The sequence below is a fragment of the Leisingera sp. ABD4_442 genome (assembly GCF_056160905.1).
Window position 1 is genome coordinate 35,652 of the sequence record NZ_JBSWYB010000031.1, and the last position, 20,406, is coordinate 56,057.

The 20,406-nt window shown below is 58.0% G+C and carries 22 protein-coding genes and 1 tRNA gene; 16 read left to right on the forward strand and 7 right to left on the reverse strand.

Annotation, left to right across the window (positions count from 1 at the left end):
- Positions 1 to 50: 50 nt before the first annotated feature.
- Complete coding sequence (locus ACXAHG_RS18405) at positions 51 to 287, forward strand: hypothetical protein (RefSeq protein ID WP_475059661.1); 237 nt, start codon at positions 51 to 53, stop codon at positions 285 to 287.
- Between the two features lie 19 nt (positions 288 to 306).
- On the opposite strand, the gene ACXAHG_RS18410 is transcribed toward ACXAHG_RS18405, so the two are convergent.
- A complete protein-coding gene (locus ACXAHG_RS18410) occupies positions 307 to 750 on the reverse strand; it encodes a ubiquitin family protein (RefSeq protein WP_475059663.1) in 444 nt (147 codons plus the stop codon).
- Positions 751 to 813: 63 nt separating this feature from the next.
- Between ACXAHG_RS18410 and ACXAHG_RS18415 the strand changes: the two genes are divergently transcribed.
- The 4 genes from ACXAHG_RS18415 to ACXAHG_RS18430 all read left to right on the forward strand — a co-directional run bounded on the left by ACXAHG_RS18415 (position 814) and on the right by ACXAHG_RS18430 (position 2,638).
- Complete coding sequence (locus tag ACXAHG_RS18415; RefSeq protein ID WP_475059665.1) at positions 814 to 1,029, forward strand: hypothetical protein; 216 nt, start codon at positions 814 to 816, stop codon at positions 1,027 to 1,029.
- 261 nt (positions 1,030 to 1,290) lie between these two features.
- Complete coding sequence (locus ACXAHG_RS18420) at positions 1,291 to 1,989, forward strand: Rha family transcriptional regulator (RefSeq protein ID WP_475059666.1); 699 nt, start codon at positions 1,291 to 1,293, stop codon at positions 1,987 to 1,989.
- Positions 1,986 to 2,282: a hypothetical protein gene (locus ACXAHG_RS18425; protein WP_475059668.1), complete on the forward strand. Its 297-nt coding sequence runs from the start codon at positions 1,986 to 1,988 to the stop codon at positions 2,280 to 2,282. Before ACXAHG_RS18420 ends, ACXAHG_RS18425 begins: the two co-directional genes overlap by 4 nt.
- A complete protein-coding gene (locus tag ACXAHG_RS18430) occupies positions 2,279 to 2,638 on the forward strand; it encodes a hypothetical protein (RefSeq protein WP_475059670.1) in 360 nt (119 codons plus the stop codon). The genes ACXAHG_RS18425 and ACXAHG_RS18430 overlap by 4 nt, the downstream gene beginning before the upstream one ends.
- A gap of 37 nt (positions 2,639 to 2,675) precedes the next feature.
- Here ACXAHG_RS18430 and ACXAHG_RS18435 read toward each other — a convergent pair whose 3' ends face one another.
- Entirely contained in the window at positions 2,676 to 3,074 is a 399-nt protein-coding gene (locus ACXAHG_RS18435; RefSeq protein WP_475059672.1) for a hypothetical protein, read from the reverse strand.
- 66 nt (positions 3,075 to 3,140) lie between these two features.
- On the opposite strand from ACXAHG_RS18435, the gene ACXAHG_RS18440 reads away from it, so the two are divergent.
- From ACXAHG_RS18440 to ACXAHG_RS18480, 9 genes are all read left to right on the forward strand, one after another.
- A complete protein-coding gene (locus ACXAHG_RS18440; RefSeq protein ID WP_475059675.1) occupies positions 3,141 to 8,180 on the forward strand; it encodes a phage tail tape measure protein in 5,040 nt (1,679 codons plus the stop codon).
- Positions 8,177 to 9,085: a hypothetical protein gene (locus ACXAHG_RS18445; RefSeq protein WP_475059677.1), complete on the forward strand. Its 909-nt coding sequence runs from the start codon at positions 8,177 to 8,179 to the stop codon at positions 9,083 to 9,085. The genes ACXAHG_RS18440 and ACXAHG_RS18445 overlap by 4 nt, the downstream gene beginning before the upstream one ends.
- Positions 9,082 to 9,840, forward strand: coding sequence for a hypothetical protein (locus ACXAHG_RS18450; protein ID WP_475059679.1), 759 nt, complete (start codon positions 9,082 to 9,084; stop codon positions 9,838 to 9,840). Before ACXAHG_RS18445 ends, ACXAHG_RS18450 begins: the two co-directional genes overlap by 4 nt.
- Before the next feature lie 11 nt (positions 9,841 to 9,851).
- Entirely contained in the window at positions 9,852 to 10,184 is a 333-nt protein-coding gene (locus tag ACXAHG_RS18455; protein WP_475059681.1) for a hypothetical protein, read from the forward strand.
- Complete coding sequence (locus tag ACXAHG_RS18460; protein WP_475059684.1) at positions 10,181 to 10,474, forward strand: hypothetical protein; 294 nt, start codon at positions 10,181 to 10,183, stop codon at positions 10,472 to 10,474. Before ACXAHG_RS18455 ends, ACXAHG_RS18460 begins: the two co-directional genes overlap by 4 nt.
- 10 nt (positions 10,475 to 10,484) lie before the next feature.
- Positions 10,485 to 10,799, forward strand: a complete 315-nt coding sequence (locus ACXAHG_RS18465) for a phage holin family protein (protein ID WP_475059686.1) — start codon at positions 10,485 to 10,487, stop codon at positions 10,797 to 10,799.
- A 30-nt stretch (positions 10,800 to 10,829) separates the two neighbouring features.
- Positions 10,830 to 11,561, forward strand: a complete 732-nt coding sequence (locus ACXAHG_RS18470) for an NlpC/P60 family protein (protein WP_475059688.1) — start codon at positions 10,830 to 10,832, stop codon at positions 11,559 to 11,561.
- Between the two features lie 14 nt (positions 11,562 to 11,575).
- The gene (locus ACXAHG_RS18475; protein ID WP_475059691.1) at positions 11,576 to 11,767 is read left to right on the forward strand and encodes a hypothetical protein; all 192 of its coding nucleotides are present in this window, start codon (positions 11,576 to 11,578) and stop codon (positions 11,765 to 11,767) included.
- 965 nt (positions 11,768 to 12,732) lie between these two features.
- Positions 12,733 to 15,081 (forward strand): calcium-binding protein, encoded by a 2,349-nt coding sequence (locus ACXAHG_RS18480; RefSeq protein WP_475059693.1) that lies wholly within the window; start codon positions 12,733 to 12,735, stop codon positions 15,079 to 15,081.
- 265 nt (positions 15,082 to 15,346) lie between these two features.
- Here the strand turns inward: ACXAHG_RS18480 and ACXAHG_RS18485 are convergent, their stop codons facing one another.
- Positions 15,347 to 15,634, reverse strand: coding sequence for a hypothetical protein (locus ACXAHG_RS18485; protein WP_475059696.1), 288 nt, complete (start codon positions 15,632 to 15,634; stop codon positions 15,347 to 15,349).
- A gap of 587 nt (positions 15,635 to 16,221) precedes the next feature.
- On the opposite strand from ACXAHG_RS18485, the gene ACXAHG_RS18490 reads away from it, so the two are divergent.
- Positions 16,222 to 16,584, forward strand: coding sequence for a helix-turn-helix domain-containing protein (locus ACXAHG_RS18490; protein ID WP_475059708.1), 363 nt, complete (start codon positions 16,222 to 16,224; stop codon positions 16,582 to 16,584).
- Positions 16,585 to 17,346: 762 nt separating this feature from the next.
- On the opposite strand, the gene ACXAHG_RS18495 is transcribed toward ACXAHG_RS18490, so the two are convergent.
- The gene (locus ACXAHG_RS18495; RefSeq protein ID WP_475059698.1) at positions 17,347 to 17,712 is read right to left on the reverse strand and encodes a hypothetical protein; all 366 of its coding nucleotides are present in this window, start codon (positions 17,710 to 17,712) and stop codon (positions 17,347 to 17,349) included.
- A 591-nt stretch (positions 17,713 to 18,303) separates the two neighbouring features.
- Here ACXAHG_RS18495 and ACXAHG_RS18500 point away from each other — a divergent pair.
- Positions 18,304 to 18,380: transfer RNA gene (locus ACXAHG_RS18500), tRNA-Asp, on the forward strand.
- Between the two features lie 51 nt (positions 18,381 to 18,431).
- Here the strand turns inward: ACXAHG_RS18500 and ACXAHG_RS18505 are convergent.
- The 3 genes from ACXAHG_RS18505 to ACXAHG_RS18515 form a co-directional block, all read right to left on the reverse strand.
- Positions 18,432 to 18,833 carry a nuclear transport factor 2 family protein gene (locus ACXAHG_RS18505; RefSeq protein WP_475059700.1) on the reverse strand — a complete coding sequence of 134 codons (402 nt, stop codon included), beginning with the start codon at positions 18,831 to 18,833 and terminating at the stop codon, positions 18,432 to 18,434.
- A 58-nt stretch (positions 18,834 to 18,891) separates the two neighbouring features.
- Entirely contained in the window at positions 18,892 to 19,113 is a 222-nt protein-coding gene (locus ACXAHG_RS18510; RefSeq protein ID WP_475043837.1) for a hypothetical protein, read from the reverse strand.
- Between the two features lie 123 nt (positions 19,114 to 19,236).
- Entirely contained in the window at positions 19,237 to 20,115 is an 879-nt protein-coding gene (locus tag ACXAHG_RS18515) for an alpha/beta fold hydrolase (RefSeq protein WP_475059703.1), read from the reverse strand.
- Between the last annotated feature and the right edge of the window lie 291 nt (positions 20,116 to 20,406).

The window sequence follows — 20,406 nt, forward strand, 5'->3', positions numbered from 1 at the left end:
GGCGCATCCAAGTATACTTGGATGCAGGGCAGGAGCCGCCATTTCCCGAGTTGAGCGAATACCAGGACATGATCTGGCGGGCCTTCCTTGAGGTTGGCCCGTCCATGCCGGGCGCCATGGATGAGGCGTCGCTGTCGTGGGCGGAGGTTGATGCCTACGCCCGGAACAGCCCGGAAATCGCCAGCGCATGGGAAGTTCAGGCGCTGGTGCGGATGAGCCAGGAATATCTATCCGAGAAGCGCAAGGGCGCTGAAGCACTGACAATGGCGCCTCTGGAGAGGGAGTAAGTCAGCGGTGACTTAACCTTCAGTCCGTGGAAGAGTCGTGCTTCGGCTTGGTGTGGTGTGGTGTGGGTTCGGCAGGAGATGCGGAGAGCTTTCCTTCTAGGCCACCTACGGACACGCTGGTTATTGGGAACTCAGCTTTTTCATAGTCGATTGAATCCAGATATTCATCTCTGTCGAAATCCTGACTGTCATTGGGGTCGGGAATGAGAGTTGAGACCACATCCTCCATAATCCCTCTACGAGTTGCAGGTGGGATGTCTTTTTCATAGAGCTCTGCAAGGGCGGACATCGCCGACAAGATATTCTCAACAAGCTCTTCTTTGGTTGGAGCTGGGTACTTCTCCTCCAAATCCTCAATGATCTGAGCGTTTACCGACTTTTCTCCGGCAGCCGATTTCACCCGCTCATATAGCGGGGTGGGGATGCGGATCGTGTACCGGGTGTATTCGTCTTGCTTGGCCATATTTGCTTATCACCAAAAAAGTGAACGAGGGGCAAGAAAAAGGTTGCGCACCAAATTGGTGAAATGCATATTGAGCGCATCACCAATTTAGTGAAAGGGTCCGCAATGGAACAAGAGGAAGAAGCCAGGATTACCATCTCGGTGCCTGTCAGCCTGCGAAAGATGCTGAAAGTTCGCGCGATTGAGAACGACCGTTCTTACAGTGGCGAAATTGTTCACTGCCTCAAGAAGGGGGCAGGGTGGAAGTCCCAGGAGGCCGCCGCACAAGAACAGTCTTAGGGTGTGGATGGTTTTCAAGGTAAATGTTTATAATTAACAGGTGCTTATGAGAATTCTGTGGATGTTATCTCTGCAAATATTGACTTGAATCCACGAATCCACTCCGATGAATGGCAACAAAACAACGCCTTTTCGTAGTATGCACTGATGGAGCAAGTAGATGAATGAGAACACGTAAGAAGGTCCAAAAACGAAACCGCCGAGAGCGGCAACTCTCGACGGCTTCAATGAAAACCCAAACTCTCACGAAAGGATTATCCAATGCGCAGGATAACACTGATCGATAGCGGCTTCAATGCTGAGCCGCTCACAATGTCCAGCCTCGAGATTGCTGAGTTGGTTGAAAGCCGCCACGATGACGTGAAGCGCAGCATCAAACGTCTCGCGGATCGTGGCGTAATTGTTCAGCCGCCAATGGCGGACGAACAAGGTACAGATGCAATGGGCCGGAAGCGCACAACCTCTGTGTATCGCTTGGAAAAGCGGGACACCTATGTGGTGGTTGCCCAGCTCAGCCCTGAGTTCACAGCTCGCTTGGTGGATCGCTGGGAAGAGCTGGAGCAGCTGGTTCGGCAGAACTCCAGCGGGGAGCAGCGTCGGCAGATGTTGCGCCAAGATGGGAAGGCAATCCGGAAAGATTTCACAGACTCCTTGCGCGACCATGGCTGCATGAAACCGCATCACTTCATGAATTGCTCCAAGGTTGTTGCCAAGGCTGCAACCGGCATGACGCCAAAGCAGCTTCGTGAAGAGCGTGGTGTTAAAAACGCTCGTGACGGCATGACCAGTGTGGAGCTGATGGCAACCGGCCTTATCGAAGCGCTGGCCGAACAGAATATGAGTGAAGCCGCCAGCGATGGTTTCAGCGAGTGCTACCAGGAGACAAAGCGCGCAACCCACAGCGTTGCGATTGCACTCAATGCCAACGCCACTGCGCCCAAGCTGGAGGCTTCGAAATGATCGATGTGAAGCAGCTAACCGGCCTCCTCGTAGTCGCGGAAAAAGCGATTGAAGCTGACCGCCTGGAGCGCGAAGCAAAGCACGCGGCGGCAGAGCTGAACGAAGCCTATGACGATTACAAGGCCGGCCTCAGCATCGACTACGTTGAGCGCGACACGCCCGCCTGGCGGGAGATGCTGGAGCACTCCAAGGCTAAATATGAGGCATCCGAAAAAGCCAAGCGGCTGTCAAAGAACGCAAAGCGCCGACTGCAGTCCGCAATCCACCGTCACCGGGAAGGCGGTGCGGCATGATGCATCGCAGAAGCTTGATCGCCGCCGCGGTCGCCGTCCCGGTTGCCGGATTTGCCGGCTCCTTCGCCCAGGCCGCTCCAGTCGATCCGCACCCAGTGTGGCTGGTGCAGTGGCGAGCCGCTGATGCCGAATGGGAAAAGACCGAGGACGGAACACCTGAGTATCAAAGCGCTTGGGACGCGCGCGAAGCCTTGGGCAAGAAGATCTGCAACACTCTGGCGCAGACCACCGCAGGCGCCTTGGCGCAGCTGCAATGGTTCAAGGATGACTACAGCCATCTGTTCGAAGGTATGATCACGGACGAGTTCGCCGGCATCCTAGACACCATCACGGCCACTCTCGAAGCGGTCGCCTAAGGCAAAAGCCCAGCCTTTCCGGGGCTGGGCTGCCCCCTCAGTAGCTCTGCTGCCAGGATGTAACTTTACCATTGCGGGTGTAAACATAGGTTCCCTGCGGGCTCATCACAAACTGTGCCGTCTCACCGTAGGATCCGCCTGAGGCGTTGATCTTGCGGTAAGGGCCCCAAGAGCAAACTGCGACGAAATCTTTCATTCCGGTGCGGATCATACCTTTTGCCATATCTGAAAGGTCACGATCCGACACTGCTCGCCGCTGTTTTAGCTCATGTTTCGAGCGATTTAAGCGTTGTGCGTCGTTGAACTCTTTGGCGTAAGCGTAGGCCTGACAGAGCTGCATATTCGTCATTGATGCGGCTTGCTCTTGAGTGAATTCTGGCGCGCTACACGCCGCCACAACAAAAAGCCCTGATAGGGCAGCCAAGAATCTCTTCATCAAAATCTCCCAATTCTGCCCCGCAACCTATGAGGATGCGAGGCCCCCTGCAATCATGAGGTGATCATGACCGATTTTGCACGCCTCGGTATCGCTGTTGACACCCGCCAAGTCGTCCGCGCCCGAGACGATCTTGGCGGCTTCGTGCGTGCTGGCCGCAACGCGTCTGGCGCAGCTGACAAGCTGGAACGCTCCTCCGGCCGTGCGAGTGACGAGGTCAGGCGCCTTGGTAGGTCGGTAGGTGGCGCCACCGCCGCGGCTTCAGCCTTAGGGAAGGCTATCGGCGCTGTGGCTGTCGGGTTGGCGGGCTTCGCCTCCGCGCAGCAAGCCGTGGCCCAGGCGAGGGGCTTCCAGGCGGCCATGGCGGAAACCTCCACTCTGATTGCGGGAACGCGGGCCGAAATGAGCCTTGTGGAGCAAGAGGCGCGCCGGATGGCCGCGACTTTCGGGGGTGACGCAACACAGCAGGTCAAGGCGTTCTATCAGGCAATTTCTGCTGGCGCTGATAGCGTCGAGGCCGCAGCCAAAATTCTCGACCAGTCAAACCGGCTGGCCATCGGCGGTGTGACCGATATCACGACGGGCGTCGATGCCCTGACCACTGCAGTGAACGCATACAGCGCAACCGGGCTGACTGCTGCCGAGGCGTCAGATGCCATGTTCATCGGCATGAAGGCAGGCAAAACCACAATCGGCGAGCGGTCCGCGCAGATGGGGCAGATTGTTCCTATCGCCAGCGCCGCAGGCGTGTCGTTTGACGAGATGATTGCCGGTGTCTCTGCTTTGACCACTCAGGGCCAATCAACTGCCATGGCGACGACTGGTCTTCGAGCCGCTATCACAGGGATCTTGCAGCCGTCGAAACAGGCCGCCGACGCAGCAAAGGCCTTAGGGCTTGAGTTCTCGGCAAACGCTCTCCAGGCCAAGGGCTTGGAGCGCTTCCTGGCTGACGTCGTCAATGCCACCGGTGGCAGCACGGATGCGATGACGCAGCTGTTTGGCTCTGTCGAAGCGCTGAATGCGGTTCTGGCGTTTTCCGGGGCTGCTGGTCAGACCTTTGCAGACATCATGGCAGACATGGGCGACAAGGCCGGTGCAACAGATGAGGCCTTTGGAAAGGTTGCAGCGGGACTTGACCAGAGATTGAATGCGGCCTTTGGAAAGTTCACCAACCTAGCCACCCAAGCGGGTCAAGTAATTCTAACAGTTGGAGTTCCGGCTGTTGAGGTCTTGGCTGCCGGTGCTGGTATCCTGAGCGATAACTTTAATAGCGTGATTGGGGTGGTAACTGCAGCTGGCATTGCAGTGGCGACGGCCTATGCGCCAGCGGTTTTTGGCGCCGTGACAGCTACCGGTGCATGGATCACCTCTCTCGTCACACTGCGTGGTGCGCTTATTGCTTCCGGCGTTGGCGTGCTGGTGGTCGGGGCGGGGGTTTTGATCGGGAAGCTCCTGGATCTGGTCAAAGCAACCGGTGGCTGGGGTGAGGCCCTGGAGCTGCTCGGAGAGGTGGCATCCGGCGTATGGGATGGCATCAAAACCAGCGCAAGTGCCATTCCTTCTTCTCTGGCTTCAGTATGGGAGTTGGTGAAGTCCGATTTCCTCAACCTTATGGCGACACTATCTGGCCAGTGGCGCGACTTTCTTCAGATGATGGGTCTGAGTGGTGCTTCAGCCGATGAGGCTGTAACCGCTTTCCTTAAGGCCTCGGGGGATGCGGCAGAGCGCTCAATTGTTCTTGCAGAAGAGGCGTCAGACGCCTTCGTTACTGGTTTCGGTGCGGCGAAAGAGGCTGCAGCCAAACTCCGTGCGCAGGTAGAAGGAACGGCAGACTCTACCGACAATGGCGCAGATGCTGCAAACGCCCTGAACAAGGCCCTCAAGGATCTCGGCAAGGGTGGCAAGAAGGCTGGCAAAGGGCTGAAGAAGGCCAAAACCGAAGCCGAGGCTTTCGCGGATGCGATGAAGGATGCCGCCGATACCGCAGAAGAGCTGGGCACAAAGAAAGCGGGCATCCTTGTTGGCGGCCTTGATGGCATTTCGAACGCCTGGGGCGATTTCATCGCGCGCGGCTTTCGTGATTTCAAAGGCTTTGCGGACGCCGTCCTCGACAGTTTCACCGGAATGCTGGCGCAGATGATCGCGCTTGCGGCCCGGAACAAGATCCTGATCGGCTTGGGCCTCGGTGGCGGCTCCGGGATCGCAACGCAGGCAGCCGGTGGACTGCTGGGCAGCGGAGAAAGCGGTATCTTCGACCTTCTCAGCGGCGGCAGCACTTTGACTAAACTGGCAGGGGCGGTTCCGGGTTTCGTTTCCGGCCTGGGCGGCATCCTGAGCGGCGGCGGCCTCGGCGCGTCCTTTGCAACCCTTGGCGGGCTGGCGGGCGGCAGTGTCGGGCTCTCTGCAGGCGCGGCGGGCGCTGCACTTCCGGCGCTTGGCATCATCATTGGCGCCGCGGCCCTCCTGAAAAAGGCCTTCTCCCGGAAATACAACGGCGAGGGCTTTGAGGGCACCTTTGACGCCGAAGGCTTCACCGGCAACAAGTTCACCCACTACAAGGGCGGCTTCTTGCGCGGCGACAAGTGGACCCGCAGCGCCGTTGATAGCGAGATCGAGGCGGCCCTTGATGAGGCGATGCAGCTTCAGGTGGCCGGTCTTCGGGATATGGCTGCTGCCCTTGGCCTCAGGTCCAGGGGGATTAGCAAGATCGAAGGCGATCATTTTTCGGTCTGGGTGAACGGCAAGTCGCAGGAGGAGATCCAGGAGGAGTTCGCCAGCCACATGGGGGCGGTCTCGGACTCTATGGCTGAGGTGATCCTCAAGGGCTACGATGTGGCCCGCTCTGGCGAGACAGCCAGTGAGACGCTGTCGCGCCTGGCCGGTGGCCTGATGGCCGTCAACGACATGCTGGACCTGCTGAACGCCACCGCGTTTGAAGCCAGCGTCATGGGCGGCCAGGCCGCGTCCGGTCTGATTGAGGCCTTCGGCGGACAGGAGCAAATGCTGTCGGCGGCCAATGCCTATTTCTCGGCCTTCTATTCGGAGGCGGAGAAGGAGGCGACGCTGCGCCGCCGCACGCTGGAGCAGCTGCAAGGCCAGTTTGGTGAGCTGGGTATCGCCCTCCCGCAAAGCCGCGCGGAGTTCCGTGATCTGGTCGAAAGCATCGATCTGACTTCAGCCTCCGGGCAGGCACTCTATGCGGAGCTGTTGCAGCTGTCGGCTGGCATGGATCAGGTGCTGCCCAAGGTTGCGGCCTATACCGAGGCTATGCAGGGGCTGGTTGACGGCATCGGCGGCGAGATTGGCGCGCAGCGCGCCGCGGCGCAGGACATGGCGCGGATCTCCGAGCAGTCTGCGTCTCTATGGTATCGCACGGCAGCCACGCTGCGCGGCTTCCTGTCGGATCTGCTGAACACCGATCTGACCGCGGCCAGCGCAAGCCAGGCAGCGGCTGTGAACCGGGGCCGGTTCGAAACCGCCTTTGACATGGCCCGCGGCGGTGATGTGGACGCCGCCCGGGATGTGCCGGCGCTGGCCAAGGCCTATCTGGAGAGCGCCCGGGCAAACGCCACCAGCTCTCTGGAATACCGCCGGATTGCCGCGCAGGTGCAGGGGCAGGTGAGTTTCCTGGCGGGGATTGCCGATCTGGAAGGTGCCAATGACGATGTGCTGCGCGGCCTCTATGAGCAGCAGATTGAGGTTCTGACCGGCCTGGGCCGGTTCCTGCAGCTTGAAGGGCTGACCAGCGATCAGGTGGCCGAACTCGGCGACGGTGTGAAGGCGCTCACCGAAGACTGGGACGGCACGGTGGAGGCTTTCGAAAGCTCTCTAGGCGCGCTGGAGGATGCAATCCGCAATGCCGAGGCCTTCAGCTATGATGATCTCGTTGGGCGCCTCGATGTGGCCGTGTCTCTGGCAGACGATGCCCCGCGCTGGGTGCAGCGCCTGGTGGACAGCGCGGACGTAGGCCTGCGCACGACGCTGGATTTTGTCATCCGCAATGATGAGCTGAGCCCGGCCGACAAGTGGATCGCCACCAATGCGGCTTCAGAGCACGTCTCCGCGCTGGACTTCGTTCTGCGCAACGATCTGGACAAGGGCACCCGGCGCCTGGTGCTGGAAACCACTGGCGGCCTGCACCGGGATCTGAACCTGACGCTGGCCAAGGATCTGGACGCGGACACGCGCCATATGCTGCTGACCCGCAATGCATCCCTGACCCGGCGTGTGAACGTCGCGCTAGAGGGAGACAGCAAAAAGGCGATCAGCCGGATCAGCCGGCTGCAGGATCTGATCGGCACCGAAGGTAACGGCAAGATCACCTTCGGCGGTGGGGTTAAGCTCACCACTGACCAAGCCTTCAAGGGCCTGAAAACCGGCGTGCAGGATCTGGTGTCGCCGATCAACAAGCTCCGCGGCATGCTGGGCGAGCTGCGGGACGCGGTGAATGCGGACCGGGAACAGCGGGAGAGCGCGCTGAAGATTGCCGGGCTGCAGGTGAAGGGGGCCGATGCGGCCGCGCGGGCGCAGCAGGCCCAGGGCGTGGTCGATGAGTTCAACGCGCTGCGCAGCCAGTACGGCATCGGGCTCGTCGGGCAGAAGGGGAGTGTGTCCGTCAACGATGCGGGGCGCATTGTCTCTTCCTTCGACTACTACAGCGGCGGCGATGTTGCCGGCTTCAAGAAAGCCCTGCGCACCGAGTTTGGCACGGATGCCATCGGCTCAGTGTTTCGCTCGACCAACACGAGCGTCGGGAAGGCGGAGGCGCGTGTTGCAGCACTGCGCAAACAGGTTCGGGATCTAGGAGACATCCCGGCCTTTGCCAACGGCGGCACGCACCGGGGTGGCCTTGCCCGCGTTGGGGAAAACGACATCGAGATGGTGGCCCCGTCCCGGATCTACAACCCGGCAGAAACCAAGGCGATGCTCGATAACCGCGAAGTCGTGAAAGAGCTCCGCAAAGCAAACGAGCGGATCGAAAGCCTCGAAGATACGATCCAGCAGCTCATGATCGCCAGCATCAAGCACGCAAAGCGCAGCGGCGATGCGCTGACCAAGTTCAGCAAAGACCCCGGTTCGCTCAAAGTGACACAGGTGGCAGAATGAAAATCATCAAGCCAATTCCGATGACAGACGCGCTTCTTACCGCGTCCAACGTGGCTGAAGACGATCATGCCGCATGGGTCGCTGGCACGACCTATGCGGCGCAGGAGCGGGTGATCGATACGGTTGCGCACCGCGTCTATGAGAGCGTGCAGGGCGGAAACCAGGGCAACGATCCAGCCGCCGACGACGGCACTTGGTGGCTGGAGATCAGCGCAACGAACCGCTGGAAGGCCTTTGATGGGGTGTTGGCTGACCAGACCTCAAACGCCGGCAGCATCACCTATTCGATCACGACGAACAAGCTGGTCACGGGGATAGCTTTCTTCAATCTGAGCGCAGCTCAGGTCCGGGTCCAGGTGCTCGACGCGGCCCTTGCAGAGGTTTACGACAGGACGCTGGACCTCGTTGAGGACGGGGATATCGTAGACTGGTTTTCCTTCTTCACGACCGATCTGGACCAGTTCAAAACGCTGGCCATGTTTGCAGACCTCACCGCGCTGCCCGGATACCGCATCGATATTACCATCGGGAACGGTTCCTGCATTGCCAGGGTGGGTGAAATCTCCCTTGGGAAAATCGTCTCTCTGGGAGTGACGCATGAGGGGACCACTATCGGACTCACCTCATTCAGCACCAAAGAGCAGGACGCCTTCGGCAACTGGATGATTGTCAGCCGCGCCAAGTCTGATCCGGTCAACTTCACCTTCTCGATGACCGCCAATGACGCCGCCCGGGTGAAGCGGGAGCTGGACAGCCTGCGCGACACGGCGGCCGTATATTTCGCCCACGAGGATCTGGTTGCAGACTATGCCGCCATCTCCTTCGGGCTCTTCCAAGATTACGAAATCCCCCTGAAGAAGAAGGGGAAATCTACTGTTTCACTCGAAATTGAGGGTCTGACATGACGATTTCATTCACTCCGGCACCGACGCTGCCAAGCCTGAACGATCCAGCGAACTTCAACGCTCACTCTCTGGCGCTGTTCTCCTGGCTGGTCGGCACTCACATTGCCGAACAAGAGGGGCTGTCCGCTGAGGACTTCTTCCAGGTGATGGCGAGCCTGACAGATTCGACCGCTGGAAAGTTAATGCCGGTTGGGGCCTTCGGGCTTGGTGCCAAAAGCACCTCACCGCCGCCCGGGAATGACATTTCTGATGGTATTCCAAGCGGTTTCTATACAACCGATGCGAATACCGCCGGAACCGGGTCTGAGACTCCCGTGAACGGCGCGCTTCTGCATGTGCAGCGTGGCGAGGGCACAGGAAACCCCGGAGCGTTTCAGCTTTGGCAGCGTGGCAATGGCCCGCTGCTTTACCGGCGGTTCGCTAGCGGGGTGCCCACTGACTGGATCAGCTTCGAGCCGGAGCGGGACAGTAACGCCAACGGCGAATATGTGAAATTCCCGGACGGGACGCTGATTTGCACCAAAGTCACTTCAACTACCAGCGACACGGTGGATAGCTCTTGGACCTTCCCGGCGCCTTTCTCAACAACTGCCGGGCTTGCGGTAACGGCTGCGCCGCGCTCCAGCGCTAATGCGTGCTTTTGCTCTGTTCGCCCGCCCTCCGTTTCAAGCGTCAGCTTCAACCTTTGGAACACCAGCGCCGCAAGGTTGGACGGATTGGGCGTGTCATTGATGGCAATTGGCCGCTGGAAATAACGGAGGTTCCCATGTTCGAAATCAATTGGTCCCCAGTCCGCCGGGATGACGTGCTGACTGTTTCCAGGCAAGGCGATGCCTTGACCATAAACGGCGAGGTTTTTGACTTCGGTCCTTTGCCCGATGGCGCAACGCTGCCGCTCTCTGCGGTGCCGTGCGAATGGCTGGTCTCGGATGTGGAGCGCAACGGCGACGTGACCAGCCTGACGCTGATCCTGCCGCACGGCGCCAATGCCCCGCAGGAGACCAAGTTCCCGCAGCCGGTGACTGTCAGCGCCGATGGGCCGGTGCCAGTGCCGCTGCACAACGTGGCTGAAGAAGCTGAAGAGGAGCAGGCAGAATGAGCAACATCGACTTTTCGCAGGTGATCACGGCAGAGGCAAAGGCGGCAGCGGCGGCAACGGGGCAGGCCCGGGAGCGCAAGGCCGAGTGCCGGCAGCGCATCCTGGCTGTGGCAGATGAAACCGCGCAGATGAACCTTGCGGCTGCTGCGGCAGCGGGGGCTCTGGATGAAACTCAGCTGCAAATTTTCCGCTCTGGCGTGGCCTGGATCCATGCCATGCGCGCGGCGAAGGTTGACGGCAACTGGCCTGACGTGCCGCCGGGCGTGGCCGAACTCGCCGCAGCGTTCTGAGAGGTGGCCCATGGATGAAACTGGTTTTGTGGCCTGGCTGTCCTCCTGGACCGGCGGGGCATTCACAACTCTGATCGGCGCCACTGTGGGCCGTCTGATGTGGCATTCCGGCGAGGTGCGCAAAGGCGCCCGGCGCTTTTTCGGCCCGGAACTGCTGTGGGAAATCCCGGTTGCGGTCGGGATGGCTATCATTGGCGAAAGTATCGCCAGCTATCTGGAAGTCGGCCAGCCGGTATCCACCGGCATTGTGGCCTTCGCCGCCTACATCGGGCCGCGGGGTGCTGAGGCCCTTCTGAGCAAGTGGATCGCCAAGGCTAAGCCCTGATCCTTCCTGAAAAACTGAACTGAGGTTCCCATGACATTGCATAGCTATGACGTGCGCTGGCTCCAGCGCGCGCTGAAGACGCTTGGCCATTATTCCGGCCGGGTTGACGGAATTGCCGGGCCGAAAACGCAGGCCGCGGTGATCGCATTCAAGCAAGGGCAGGGGCTCCGCGCCCGGTTCTACGTCGGCCCCATCACGCTGGAGCGGCTGGAGAATGCCGTCGAGGATCAATCCCCGCGCCGCTTTGGGCCAGACACCGCGCCAGAGCCGCCGTGGCTGGTGGAAATCGGCAAGGTGATGGGCCTGCATGAGAAACACGACAACGCTGAGCTGCGCGCCTGGCTGGCGTCGGACGGTTCCACGCTGGGAGATCCGGCGGTTTACCCCTGGTGCGGCGATGCCGCGATCACTGCGCTGGAATTGGCGCTGCCCGGCGAGCCATTGCCGGATGCCCTTGAGCGCAATCCGTACTGGGCGCGCAACTTCGCCCACTACGGTATCGCTTGCGGCAAGGTTTACGGGGCCGTCATCAGCTTCACCCGTGGCAAGGGTGGGCATGTCGGCTTTGCGGTCGGTTACGATCCTGCGCTCAACCGGTTTCGCGTGCGTGGGGGCAACCAGCAGGATTCTGTCCGCGACAGTTGGATTTCGGGGCGACGAAAGCTTGCCCTGCGCTGGCCGAAAGCTTGGTCCGCCTCCTATCAGCGCCCGCTGCCTCTCCTCGATGCCAGCGGCGCTGTCCTCTCCACCAATGAAGCCTGACGAAAGGAAAGCACATGCTTGAAGGCAAGAAGACGTACATCATTGCAGCCATGATCCTGCTGAGTGTTCTCGTTGAACGCGGCCTGGGGATCGATGTCCCCGGGATCGATGTCACCGATAGCTGGGCACTTGTGGTCATGAACGCCCTTGGCCTCGGCTCGCTCCGCAAGGGGATCGCAACCGGCCTGTTGGCGCGCATCCGCTGAGCCGCACTGCGCGCGCAAAGGAAAGGCCCCGGTGAAAACTGGGGCCTTTTGTCGTTTCTGGACCGGGGCAAGGCCCAGCAACAGGTTAGGGTGTTGCTGGGCCTGCCTGACCTTGAAGGTAGAAAGGGAGCTTGAAATCCCTCCTACGCTTTTAGCGGGAAAATGGTTGATGAAGTGTTTAGGGTTGGCCCAAGATCCATCAAAGGAGAACGGGTTACACTGGCAGGTATTGCCGTGCAACTTCGGGGATGGAGATGCAAGGTGGCGGGCAGGGAGCCTGATTGCTACCCTGTCGCAAAGTTCGAAAGAGCCCATGGCAGTCATTGGTCACCTGCTAAGTCTTCGCACGGGCAGCACGTCGCGAACAGCGCCTTGCGGATAATTGAGGCATGCGTGCAGATATTCGGGCAATCGGTAAGGGTTAAGGTTGGCCCTCTGAGTGCGCGCAGTGCTGTCTATACTGCCGAAAGGTTGCGACTTTCGATCACTCTGCGCGGGAGAACATGAGCCTCAAAAGTTCGTATGAGATATTCGCACTTCCTCATCTCTGTGAGGTGGCTTGTTAACATCCCCAAAAAGTTCTTACGCATCGATTGCTCGTCACTCAAGACTCTCACGGAAATTTATTGATGGAACAGCAGGCGAGAGTTTTCCTGCGTATTGGCTAGACTCCGTCGGTGGGTTCTACCGTATTCCGAAATATTCGTACTTGGGTTGGCGATGGAGGTTTTCTAGAGGTGTGGATAATTGTGTTTCAAATTTGTGGGTTTGACGATTTTTCAAAAATAGGGATAAAGTTTTTGGAGCATTGTAATTGATAATGTGAGTATTTTTCGAAAAAATATTGAAGCCTTGTAAATGGTAAGTGCGTGATTTTACCCGTTAGGCCGTTATTGTTTCGGTAATATATCTCGGCCAGTTTTCCGATGGGAACAAATCGTGAAAATTTACAGTGGGTGGCTCGTATGGTGACGCATATCGTTAGGGACGAAACTGACTATAATACTGGTAATAAGGTAACCGAAGATCACTTCGGCGTTAATCTCGTAACAATCTACGACGAAGAGTATGTCGACCCATCGTCCAACCTGTCCTCGCTGGTTGAAGAGATGGGGATCACCAATCTTCGATATCCTGGAGGAGCCGCTACCGAATATTATTTTGACATGGCGAACCCCAACGCTGATTTGTCAACAACACAGAGGGTTCAGGATCTTCTGCCCATGGACGAGATGTTTGAACAGGCCGGCAAGTCTGAGCTTTCAGTTTCGATTGTGATCCCAACTCGGACAGGTTTTGAGAAAAGCGCTGCGAAGGCAATGCGCGATGGCAGTTACGGGAGCCGTGAAGAGATTAGCGATGAATACCTGAATGATCTGGAGACCTTTCTGGAAGCGGTCGTTCGTGAGTCCTCTGCGAACGGCGTGAGAATCTCTGCGATTGAATTGGGAAACGAATTTTGGGGGTCTGGCGAGATGACAGCCTCCGAGTATGGCTACCTCGTGGCGAACCTTCTGCCGGTGATTGCGAATTTTTACGAACGGAATGATCTGAAGGCGCCTGATCTCGTTGTGCAAGGAACGTCGTCAGCGTCTGCGGTATACTCGCCACGAGAGGACACCATCGTTTATATCGATCCTGAAAAGGATATGTACGGAATTTACTCCCAGGACTACATAGAGAAAGAATTTGATGGTGAAGTCCCAAAAGGTTTTATCACAACTCAAGTAGATGGACAGGGAAGCGCCTATTATCAAGTTCGAGACCTGGTAGAGCAAATTAATCGTGTGCCTGAGTCGGCTGACTTAGTAGATGGTGTTCTTCAGCATTACTATGTAAGTACGGGGCTGGATGCTGTTGATGAAGAGAACGCTTTTATGTTCTCTCAATATGACCGTTTTGTCGATCTTCTGGACCGTTCGGATTCTATGGACCCGGTTTCGTTTCATGTCACAGAGTGGAATTCGAACTACTACGGAGAAAATGCGCGCGGACTTGAACATGCATCGATGTTGGTTGAGATGTTTTATGAGCAAATCACCCATGGAATCGATGTTTCCCAAATTTGGCCGCTCACTTTTGACACCACACAAAGCATTACATTGACGGATGTTGAGCAGGAGAACTTGACGATTGCTGGTGAAACATTTTCCCAAATGCGCGATAGGCTTGTTGGTAAATCACCAGTTCTCGACTGGTCACTGGAGAGTGAAGTTGATGTGCATGGTTTCGGGAATGATGATGAGTTCTCATTTATTGCTTCCGACCGTGGCGGTGAAACCCGCGATAGTTTCAAGCTTGATTTTTCAGAGATCGTAGGTGATGACCTGTACTTCATCAAATCTACTATGCTCACTGATGGCGGTAAAGGTGGCGCCGACCATAGAGCTGATCCGGTTGTGATCAACGGCGAGAGCTCCACGTCTGACGATGGGACTGTGGTAATCTCCCTAGATCCCTGGGCACTGAACTTCATCGAATTTACTAGAATCGGAGATGGTGACGACCATATCGATGGAAGCGATAGCAAGGACGTTATCTATGGCCGTGCAGGCGACGATTATTTTGATGGGAATTCTGCTGCTGACCGGCTTTTTGGTGAGGAGGGAAATGATACTATCAATGGCGGCGTCGGGCGCGACTACCTGCACGGTGGAAAGGGACGGGACGTGCTTCAGGGGGGGGCCGGTAAAGACAAAATTGTTGGGGGCGCGGGCAATGACACCGTTATGGGTGGAGCATGGCATGACACGATCATGGGTGAAGGTGGAAAGGATCGGCTAGAAGGTGGAAACGGACGAGATTTGATCTACGGTGGAAGGCGAAGTGATACTATTTCCGGCGGAACCTGGGATGACACGCTTGATGGTGGCGCTGGTCGCGACAACATCCTAGGAGGAAAGGGGCGCGACAAAATTGACGGCGGTGTTGGAGGTGATCTGCTTGATGGTGGAGAGAGCAATGATACCATCGATGGCGGAAGAGGAAGTGATTACATAAACGGTGGAGAAGGTTCGGACAAAATCTACGATGGATCAGGCCGTGACACAGTTTTCGGCGGCGAAGGCGCCGATCATTTTGTTTTCACTTCGGATGGAAAGCAGGATGTTTTGGGCGACTTTGAGGTCGGACTTGATCTTCTTGACTTGAGAGCCTGGGGAAGCAATCACGTTTCGTCTCTGAAATTCGACAAAGTCGCTGTTGATGGTGAAATTACAACCACGATCTCGACCGATGATGAACGCCTGGTTCTGTCCGGAGTTTCCGTTGATGAAATTTTGTCTCTGGTAGAAGGAGAGACTTTGCTCCTTTAGGGGCGAGAAACATTCTCGACATGTCAGAAGGTCGTTGCAGTTCGTGCTATACTTGGAGATGCGGAGCGGTGAACCAATTTGGGCGTGTATCGCAGGGCTCCCGGCCGGTCACGTCACGTACCCTACAGAGGGGGGGGCTCAGAAAAAGCCGAAGCTTAATGGGCTTACCGCAGAGGCTGCCATTGTAGTTTGCGATCTCGGTTCCAAAAACAGAGTTCGAGATGCTTGGTGACTTCAGCGTCCGCCGAGGCCACCAGAGCTTGCTTCAGGGCTTAGGTTGGCGTGGTTTTTCAACTATTCTAAGATGTTGTTCGCCAATACTTCTTACCTCTTTAGGCCGGGCTCGCGCTTCGATCTGACGCTCGATCCCTGTTATCAAGTCTTCGTCAATAGGCGGTAAAGACTTGTCAGCTTGTTGTGGGAGGGGTCTGAGATCAATGATCTCGACATTTCCAGACTCCAGGTTTTTCTTTAGTTTTAGCAATCGATTGCTAGATATCGGAGCGATGTTGTCCCAACTGTACTTCTCGGGGGCGTCAAAGATGCTTGACATGTGACTTCTCCACGATTTCCCACCCGTGGGTGCCCGAGGAGTTCTTGCCTGAAGTGCCATTGCGCTTGCTCTAAAGGCCCGCTTTAGTGGCTTGTTGGAGTAGAACATAAGTTGAACTGACCTTAGTAAACAAAACGTAAATCTTTCCACTTTTGCGCGAATTTTAGTGATATAGATTACCTCTGTGGGCGTAGATTTCCCTTGTGCCTTCCCCAAGTTTTGCGGTTCATCCGGCCGAGGAATTCACCGAGCATGGGTGGATTGATCTTCGGGGGTCGGAATGGCAGAAGCACCGGCGAGCACTCCTCGCGAAATTTGGCGCCCTGGATCTTGGATGAAGTTTGTTACGGCCACTCACTTTGCACAAACCTGACGCTCTTGGCTGTACTAGCAGCACTTGCAACGAATGACGGCGTTGTCCCGGCACAGCCACCATCGGACGGACGACTGGAGTTCTGGTAACTGCTCCGCCAAGTGCAGCCCTTCTGCCAGACCCAATAGTCTTTCCTTATCGCGGGAAGTTGTGGTTTTCTGCTCAATTATGGATAGTGTGATAGCGTCGAAAGTTGAAAGAGAAAGAAGCCTACATGCCGCATCCAGTTGATGTCCACGTTGGCAAGCGAATTCGCCAACGGCGTTGGCTCATTGGGAAAAATCAGCAAGATTTGGCGTCTGAAGTCGGCGTAAAGTTTCAGCAGATCCAGAAGTACGAGAAGGGCGAAAATCGTGTAAGTGCGTCACGTCTTTGGGAAATCGCTTCTGCTCTTGGAGTGGACATCACCCACTTCTTTGAAGGTGTGGAAGAGACAGAAGGGGCCTCGGCTGGTAGCAGCCTTTCGGCCGAAATTCTGGAGGCCAGGGAGGCCGCTGATCTCGTCAGGGTTTTTTACAGCCTTCCAGAGGAGAAGCGTGTTCAGCTAACACGTCTTGCAAAAGTTCTCGCTACCTAAGAACCAGGCCCGGCAAGCGGTTAGGGTGCTGCCGGGCCTGAATGGCCTAGAAGGAGTGAATGGGAGCGCCAATACTCTCCCACTCTTTGTGCGTGCGATCTGTTGCTTTGGCGTTTGCGCTTCGTCAAAGGTCCACAGTAGGGGAGGGACCTTCAAGCAAGCTAAAGAACGAACAGGTGGCCAAGCGGCGGACGGCAATCAGATGCACCTCACAGGTGTAGGGGTTTCCAATCTAAGCGCCGGCGACTTCATATTCTGATAGCAGGTAGCTTTCAATTCGACCCGGCCCTGGCGGCCGGGCGTTTTCTATGTCTGGGGATGGCTCGCCTGGTGCTAGTCTTCTGCCGCGAATGAGGAGTTGGCTATGCCTAAGGAAAAGTCGACCCGTGAGCGTGCGGCGCGGGCGCTATGTGAGTTCGAGGGACACCCGCCGAACGCAAAGATGGACGGCGCCCCTATGTGGACGTCCTACTTGCCGGAGGTGGATGTGGTGCTTCGAACGGCTCTGGGTGATGAGGCCTTGGCAGCCATAAAAACTGCAGACGAGAGCCCAGAATAGGAGACCTGCGGGCGGTGTTGCTAGCGCCCGCAGGATCATCTGCCTAGATGACAAGGGAGAACGGGTTTCCCCTTGCTCTCTTTTTAGGTGAAAATGGTTAAGGGGGCGCTTACGCTTCGTCAAAGGTACATAAAAAGGGCGCCCCGGGGGTGAGGCGCCCAATCTATCAGGTCTTCGCAAGGTAGTGAGAGCATTGACCACTCTCAGGGTGATTTTGGCATAGGATTGTTGAGGAACCGTAAAAGGTTCATCCAAGTAAGGAGTGTCAGCCCGTCAGTGTCCGAAATCTGACCTCTCCATCTCCGGCCGCGTCGGCAGCCCGCCAGGTGTCGGCTGTCGTGCACCTCCAGCCATTCCTTGATAGACACCCAGCGTGTCTGGATGCTGGGCGGATCGCGGTATTCGTCCAGAGTGACAAGCCGGCGCTGCTGATCGGCGAACCACTGAATCTTGAGCTTCAGCCCGAGCCGCTTTGCCCAGGCTTGGACTGGTGCCTCCCAGCCATCATGCCCAGCGGCCTCCATCGCTTGGCGCAAATCCTCTGGAGCGGTCCAGGGCCAGCCCTTCATAGCGGGGCCAGCTCGCGCAGAGCCTTGGCCATGTTGAGATAGCCCGGGTATCCGCGCTCATGGAACATCTGCTAATACTAGGCCGCCCAGGGCTCTCGGCGTTCCTCTTCGAACACGTTGTGCCTTGAGCCCTTGCGCACGCTCACTTTGCCGTCTGGCAGTCTCTCTACCTTGATGGGTTTCCCACTCACTGACTGCTCCCGATTCCCTGTCCGGCCAACATTTACGAAGTGCGCCCTGGTTCCATGAACTGGCGTGAACCGGCATACACTGCGAAAACGCCGGAATCGCACCCTTTAAAAACAGCTCCATTGACTACAAAACAATAGCCTGCGTGCCTATAGCTTCGTTTACACCGAAGATGTCGGGAGTTCGAGCCTCTCACGACCCACCATCCCCCTCTCGCCGGATCAAGACGATATTCACGCAAGCCGTTGCTGCGGAAGTGTTTTTCACGTTGTTTCAGCGTGTTGGCCGGGCTGGCGCATTTTTTTCCGGGAAAGTCTGGAAAAAGGCAAAACACCGCTTGACGGGTCCCGGGGCGGAGAATATTACAGCCCAACATTCAGCAGCGATGCTGGATCGCAGCGGGCGGTTGTAGCTCAGTTGGTTAGAGTACCGGCCTGTCACGCCGGGGGTCGCGGGTTCGAGCCCCGTCAACCGCGCCACTTTCTTCCCTGGAAATGAAGCTTCACAGCTGCCCTGGCAGCCGCTGGCTGTTAGCCGTTCAATCTGGCACCTGTTTCCGGGGTGTCCTGGCTGAATGTGTTGAGCCAGGTCCCGCCGTCTTTCTCCCAGAGCGATGAGATCAGCATGGTCTTCCACTCCTCCGAACCGGCAGGCCGGTAGGACGCCCGGTAGGAGAGGAGGGCCGCGGTGCTGCCAATGCAGCGCAGGCGGGCGCCGCTCAGCTTGTATTCCGCCATCACCGGCCCATCTTCCAGCTGCCCGCAATGATCGGCCTTGTTTGCAAAGCCGCTGGGGTATACGCCGAGAAAGTCTTCCGAGAGGACTTGCGCGTCCAAACGCTGGTCGCCGAGAACCATGGCCTCCCAAACCCTGGTTTCCAGGGCGAGGATACCGTCCAGCTGCGGGCTGTCAGTCAGAATCGTTTGTGTCATGATGCCAGCCTGACCGCCGGAGGCCGGTCAGGCAAGCAGCCGGTTGGCTGCAGCGGCTTCAGAGCGCAGGCGGCGCCGGGTCGGCGCCGGTATCGTGGCGCCATTCTGTCAGGTCGGTGTTGATCCACTTTCTCAGCCGTTCCATGTCCGGAGACCCGTTTGCCTCCAGAAACCGCAGCAGCACACGGGTGCCGTGCTGGTAGCCTGCGCGGTAGCTTTCCTCCGGGTCGGTCTGAGTGCCTTCAAATCCCGGCGGCCGTTTGAACCTGCTTTGAACCATTTACTCTCTCCGTCTTCCTGGGCTCGCGCGCCCTAGGGCAGGCTAGGGCAAGAGCGATAAGCAAGTCTTAACCCGGGTGCGTAAAACGAACGCAAACCCGTGCGGTAGGGGCTGTACAGGCTGTTACATGGGCGGCAGGCGCCTGAGAAAGTCCAGAAGGGCGGCGGCAGTATCCTGTGGCGCGCTGTCGATGAAGAAATGCCCGCCTGGCAGGCTGCGGGCGGTTATGTCCTGCAGGTGCGGCACCCAGGCGGCGGCGACGTCATAGGCCCGGGCCATGGCGCCATCGGCGCCGTAGAGAACCAGTGCCGGGCATTGTACCTGGCGGGTGAGGTCACGGGCATCGTGGTTGAAGTCCACTTCAATCGCGGCGCGGTAGTCGTTGCACATGGCGCGCACGCAGGCCGGATCTGCCCAGGCACGGCGGTAGGCTGCCAGTGCGGCAGGCGGGAAATCATCCAGCGCAGCGCCGCCCCAGCCCAGCAGGCAGCTTTCGAAATAGGCCTGCGGATCGGCGCTGATCATGCGCTCCGGCAGCGGCGCGGGCTGGGCCAGGAAGAACCAGTGGTAATAGGCGCGGGCGACCTGCTGCGTCAGCTGGTCCAGCAGCAGATGGGTCGGAATGATGTCCATCACCGTGAGGCTGGCAACGGCTTCGGGCGCGTCCAGTGCCAGCCGGTGCGCGGTGCGGCCGCCGCGGTCGTGGCCTGCGAGGTGAAACCGGGGATGCCCCAGCGCGTGCATCAGCGCCAGCTGGTCGGCGGCCATATTGCGGAAGCTCATCGCCTCCACGCCTTCGGGTTTGGTGCTGGCGCCATAGCCGCGCAGATCCGCTGTCACCACGGTGAAATGGCGGGCAAGGGCGGGGATGCTCTCCTCCCACATTTCCTTGGTCTGCGGGAACCCGTGCAGAAGCAAGAGCGGCGGGCCTTCGCCGCGGCGGGTATAGGCGATCTGCTGGCCATTGACTTGCAAGGTGCCGGTTTCTGTGCCGGACGGCATGGGCTCTCTCCCTTGAACTGGGCGTCCCGCGTATTGGAGCTGCAGCCGTGCGCCGGATCAAGCCTGCCGCTGCGTTTCGGGCAGAGCGGAAGGCTCCCGCGCCTTGGCGCGGCATCAAAGATGCCGCACCGCAAGCCTTGGGTCCGGCGCCGTGCTAAAGCACGGCGCGGGGGGGGGGGGGGGGGGGGGGGGGGCCAAAAGAAAAGAGGGGGGAAGAGGAAACACAAAAAAAAAGGGGAAAAAAAACCTTTTTTTTTTTTCGGGGAAGAAAAAGGGGGGGGGACCTTAAGC

What these genes read in the sequence shown, in the direction of transcription:
- ACXAHG_RS18460 (WP_475059684.1), top strand. Translation starts at nt 10,181, where the DNA reads ATGAGCAACATCGACTTTTCGCAGGTGATCACGGCAGAGGCAAAGGCG.
- ACXAHG_RS18425 (WP_475059668.1), top strand. Translation starts at nt 1,986, where the DNA reads ATGATCGATGTGAAGCAGCTAACCGGCCTCCTCGTAGTCGCGGAAAAA.
- ACXAHG_RS18455 (WP_475059681.1), top strand. Translation starts at nt 9,852, where the DNA reads ATGTTCGAAATCAATTGGTCCCCAGTCCGCCGGGATGACGTGCTGACT.
- ACXAHG_RS18495 (WP_475059698.1), bottom strand. Translation starts at nt 17,712, where the DNA reads ATGAAGGGCTGGCCCTGGACCGCTCCAGAGGATTTGCGCCAAGCGATG.
- ACXAHG_RS18450 (WP_475059679.1), top strand. Translation starts at nt 9,082, where the DNA reads ATGACGATTTCATTCACTCCGGCACCGACGCTGCCAAGCCTGAACGAT.
- ACXAHG_RS18465 (WP_475059686.1), top strand. Translation starts at nt 10,485, where the DNA reads ATGGATGAAACTGGTTTTGTGGCCTGGCTGTCCTCCTGGACCGGCGGG.
- ACXAHG_RS18480 (WP_475059693.1), top strand. Translation starts at nt 12,733, where the DNA reads ATGGTGACGCATATCGTTAGGGACGAAACTGACTATAATACTGGTAAT.
- ACXAHG_RS18515 (WP_475059703.1), bottom strand. Translation starts at nt 20,115, where the DNA reads ATGCCGTCCGGCACAGAAACCGGCACCTTGCAAGTCAATGGCCAGCAG.
- ACXAHG_RS18475 (WP_475059691.1), top strand. Translation starts at nt 11,576, where the DNA reads ATGCTTGAAGGCAAGAAGACGTACATCATTGCAGCCATGATCCTGCTG.
- ACXAHG_RS18470 (WP_475059688.1), top strand. Translation starts at nt 10,830, where the DNA reads ATGACATTGCATAGCTATGACGTGCGCTGGCTCCAGCGCGCGCTGAAG.
- ACXAHG_RS18445 (WP_475059677.1), top strand. Translation starts at nt 8,177, where the DNA reads ATGAAAATCATCAAGCCAATTCCGATGACAGACGCGCTTCTTACCGCG.
- ACXAHG_RS18410 (WP_475059663.1), bottom strand. Translation starts at nt 750, where the DNA reads ATGGCCAAGCAAGACGAATACACCCGGTACACGATCCGCATCCCCACC.
- ACXAHG_RS18485 (WP_475059696.1), bottom strand. Translation starts at nt 15,634, where the DNA reads ATGTCAAGCATCTTTGACGCCCCCGAGAAGTACAGTTGGGACAACATC.
- ACXAHG_RS18430 (WP_475059670.1), top strand. Translation starts at nt 2,279, where the DNA reads ATGATGCATCGCAGAAGCTTGATCGCCGCCGCGGTCGCCGTCCCGGTT.
- ACXAHG_RS18510 (WP_475043837.1), bottom strand. Translation starts at nt 19,113, where the DNA reads ATGGTTCAAAGCAGGTTCAAACGGCCGCCGGGATTTGAAGGCACTCAG.
- ACXAHG_RS18505 (WP_475059700.1), bottom strand. Translation starts at nt 18,833, where the DNA reads ATGACACAAACGATTCTGACTGACAGCCCGCAGCTGGACGGTATCCTC.
- ACXAHG_RS18415 (WP_475059665.1), top strand. Translation starts at nt 814, where the DNA reads ATGCATATTGAGCGCATCACCAATTTAGTGAAAGGGTCCGCAATGGAA.
- ACXAHG_RS18490 (WP_475059708.1), top strand. Translation starts at nt 16,222, where the DNA reads ATGCCGCATCCAGTTGATGTCCACGTTGGCAAGCGAATTCGCCAACGG.
- ACXAHG_RS18420 (WP_475059666.1), top strand. Translation starts at nt 1,291, where the DNA reads ATGCGCAGGATAACACTGATCGATAGCGGCTTCAATGCTGAGCCGCTC.
- ACXAHG_RS18435 (WP_475059672.1), bottom strand. Translation starts at nt 3,074, where the DNA reads ATGAAGAGATTCTTGGCTGCCCTATCAGGGCTTTTTGTTGTGGCGGCG.
- ACXAHG_RS18440 (WP_475059675.1), top strand. Translation starts at nt 3,141, where the DNA reads ATGACCGATTTTGCACGCCTCGGTATCGCTGTTGACACCCGCCAAGTC.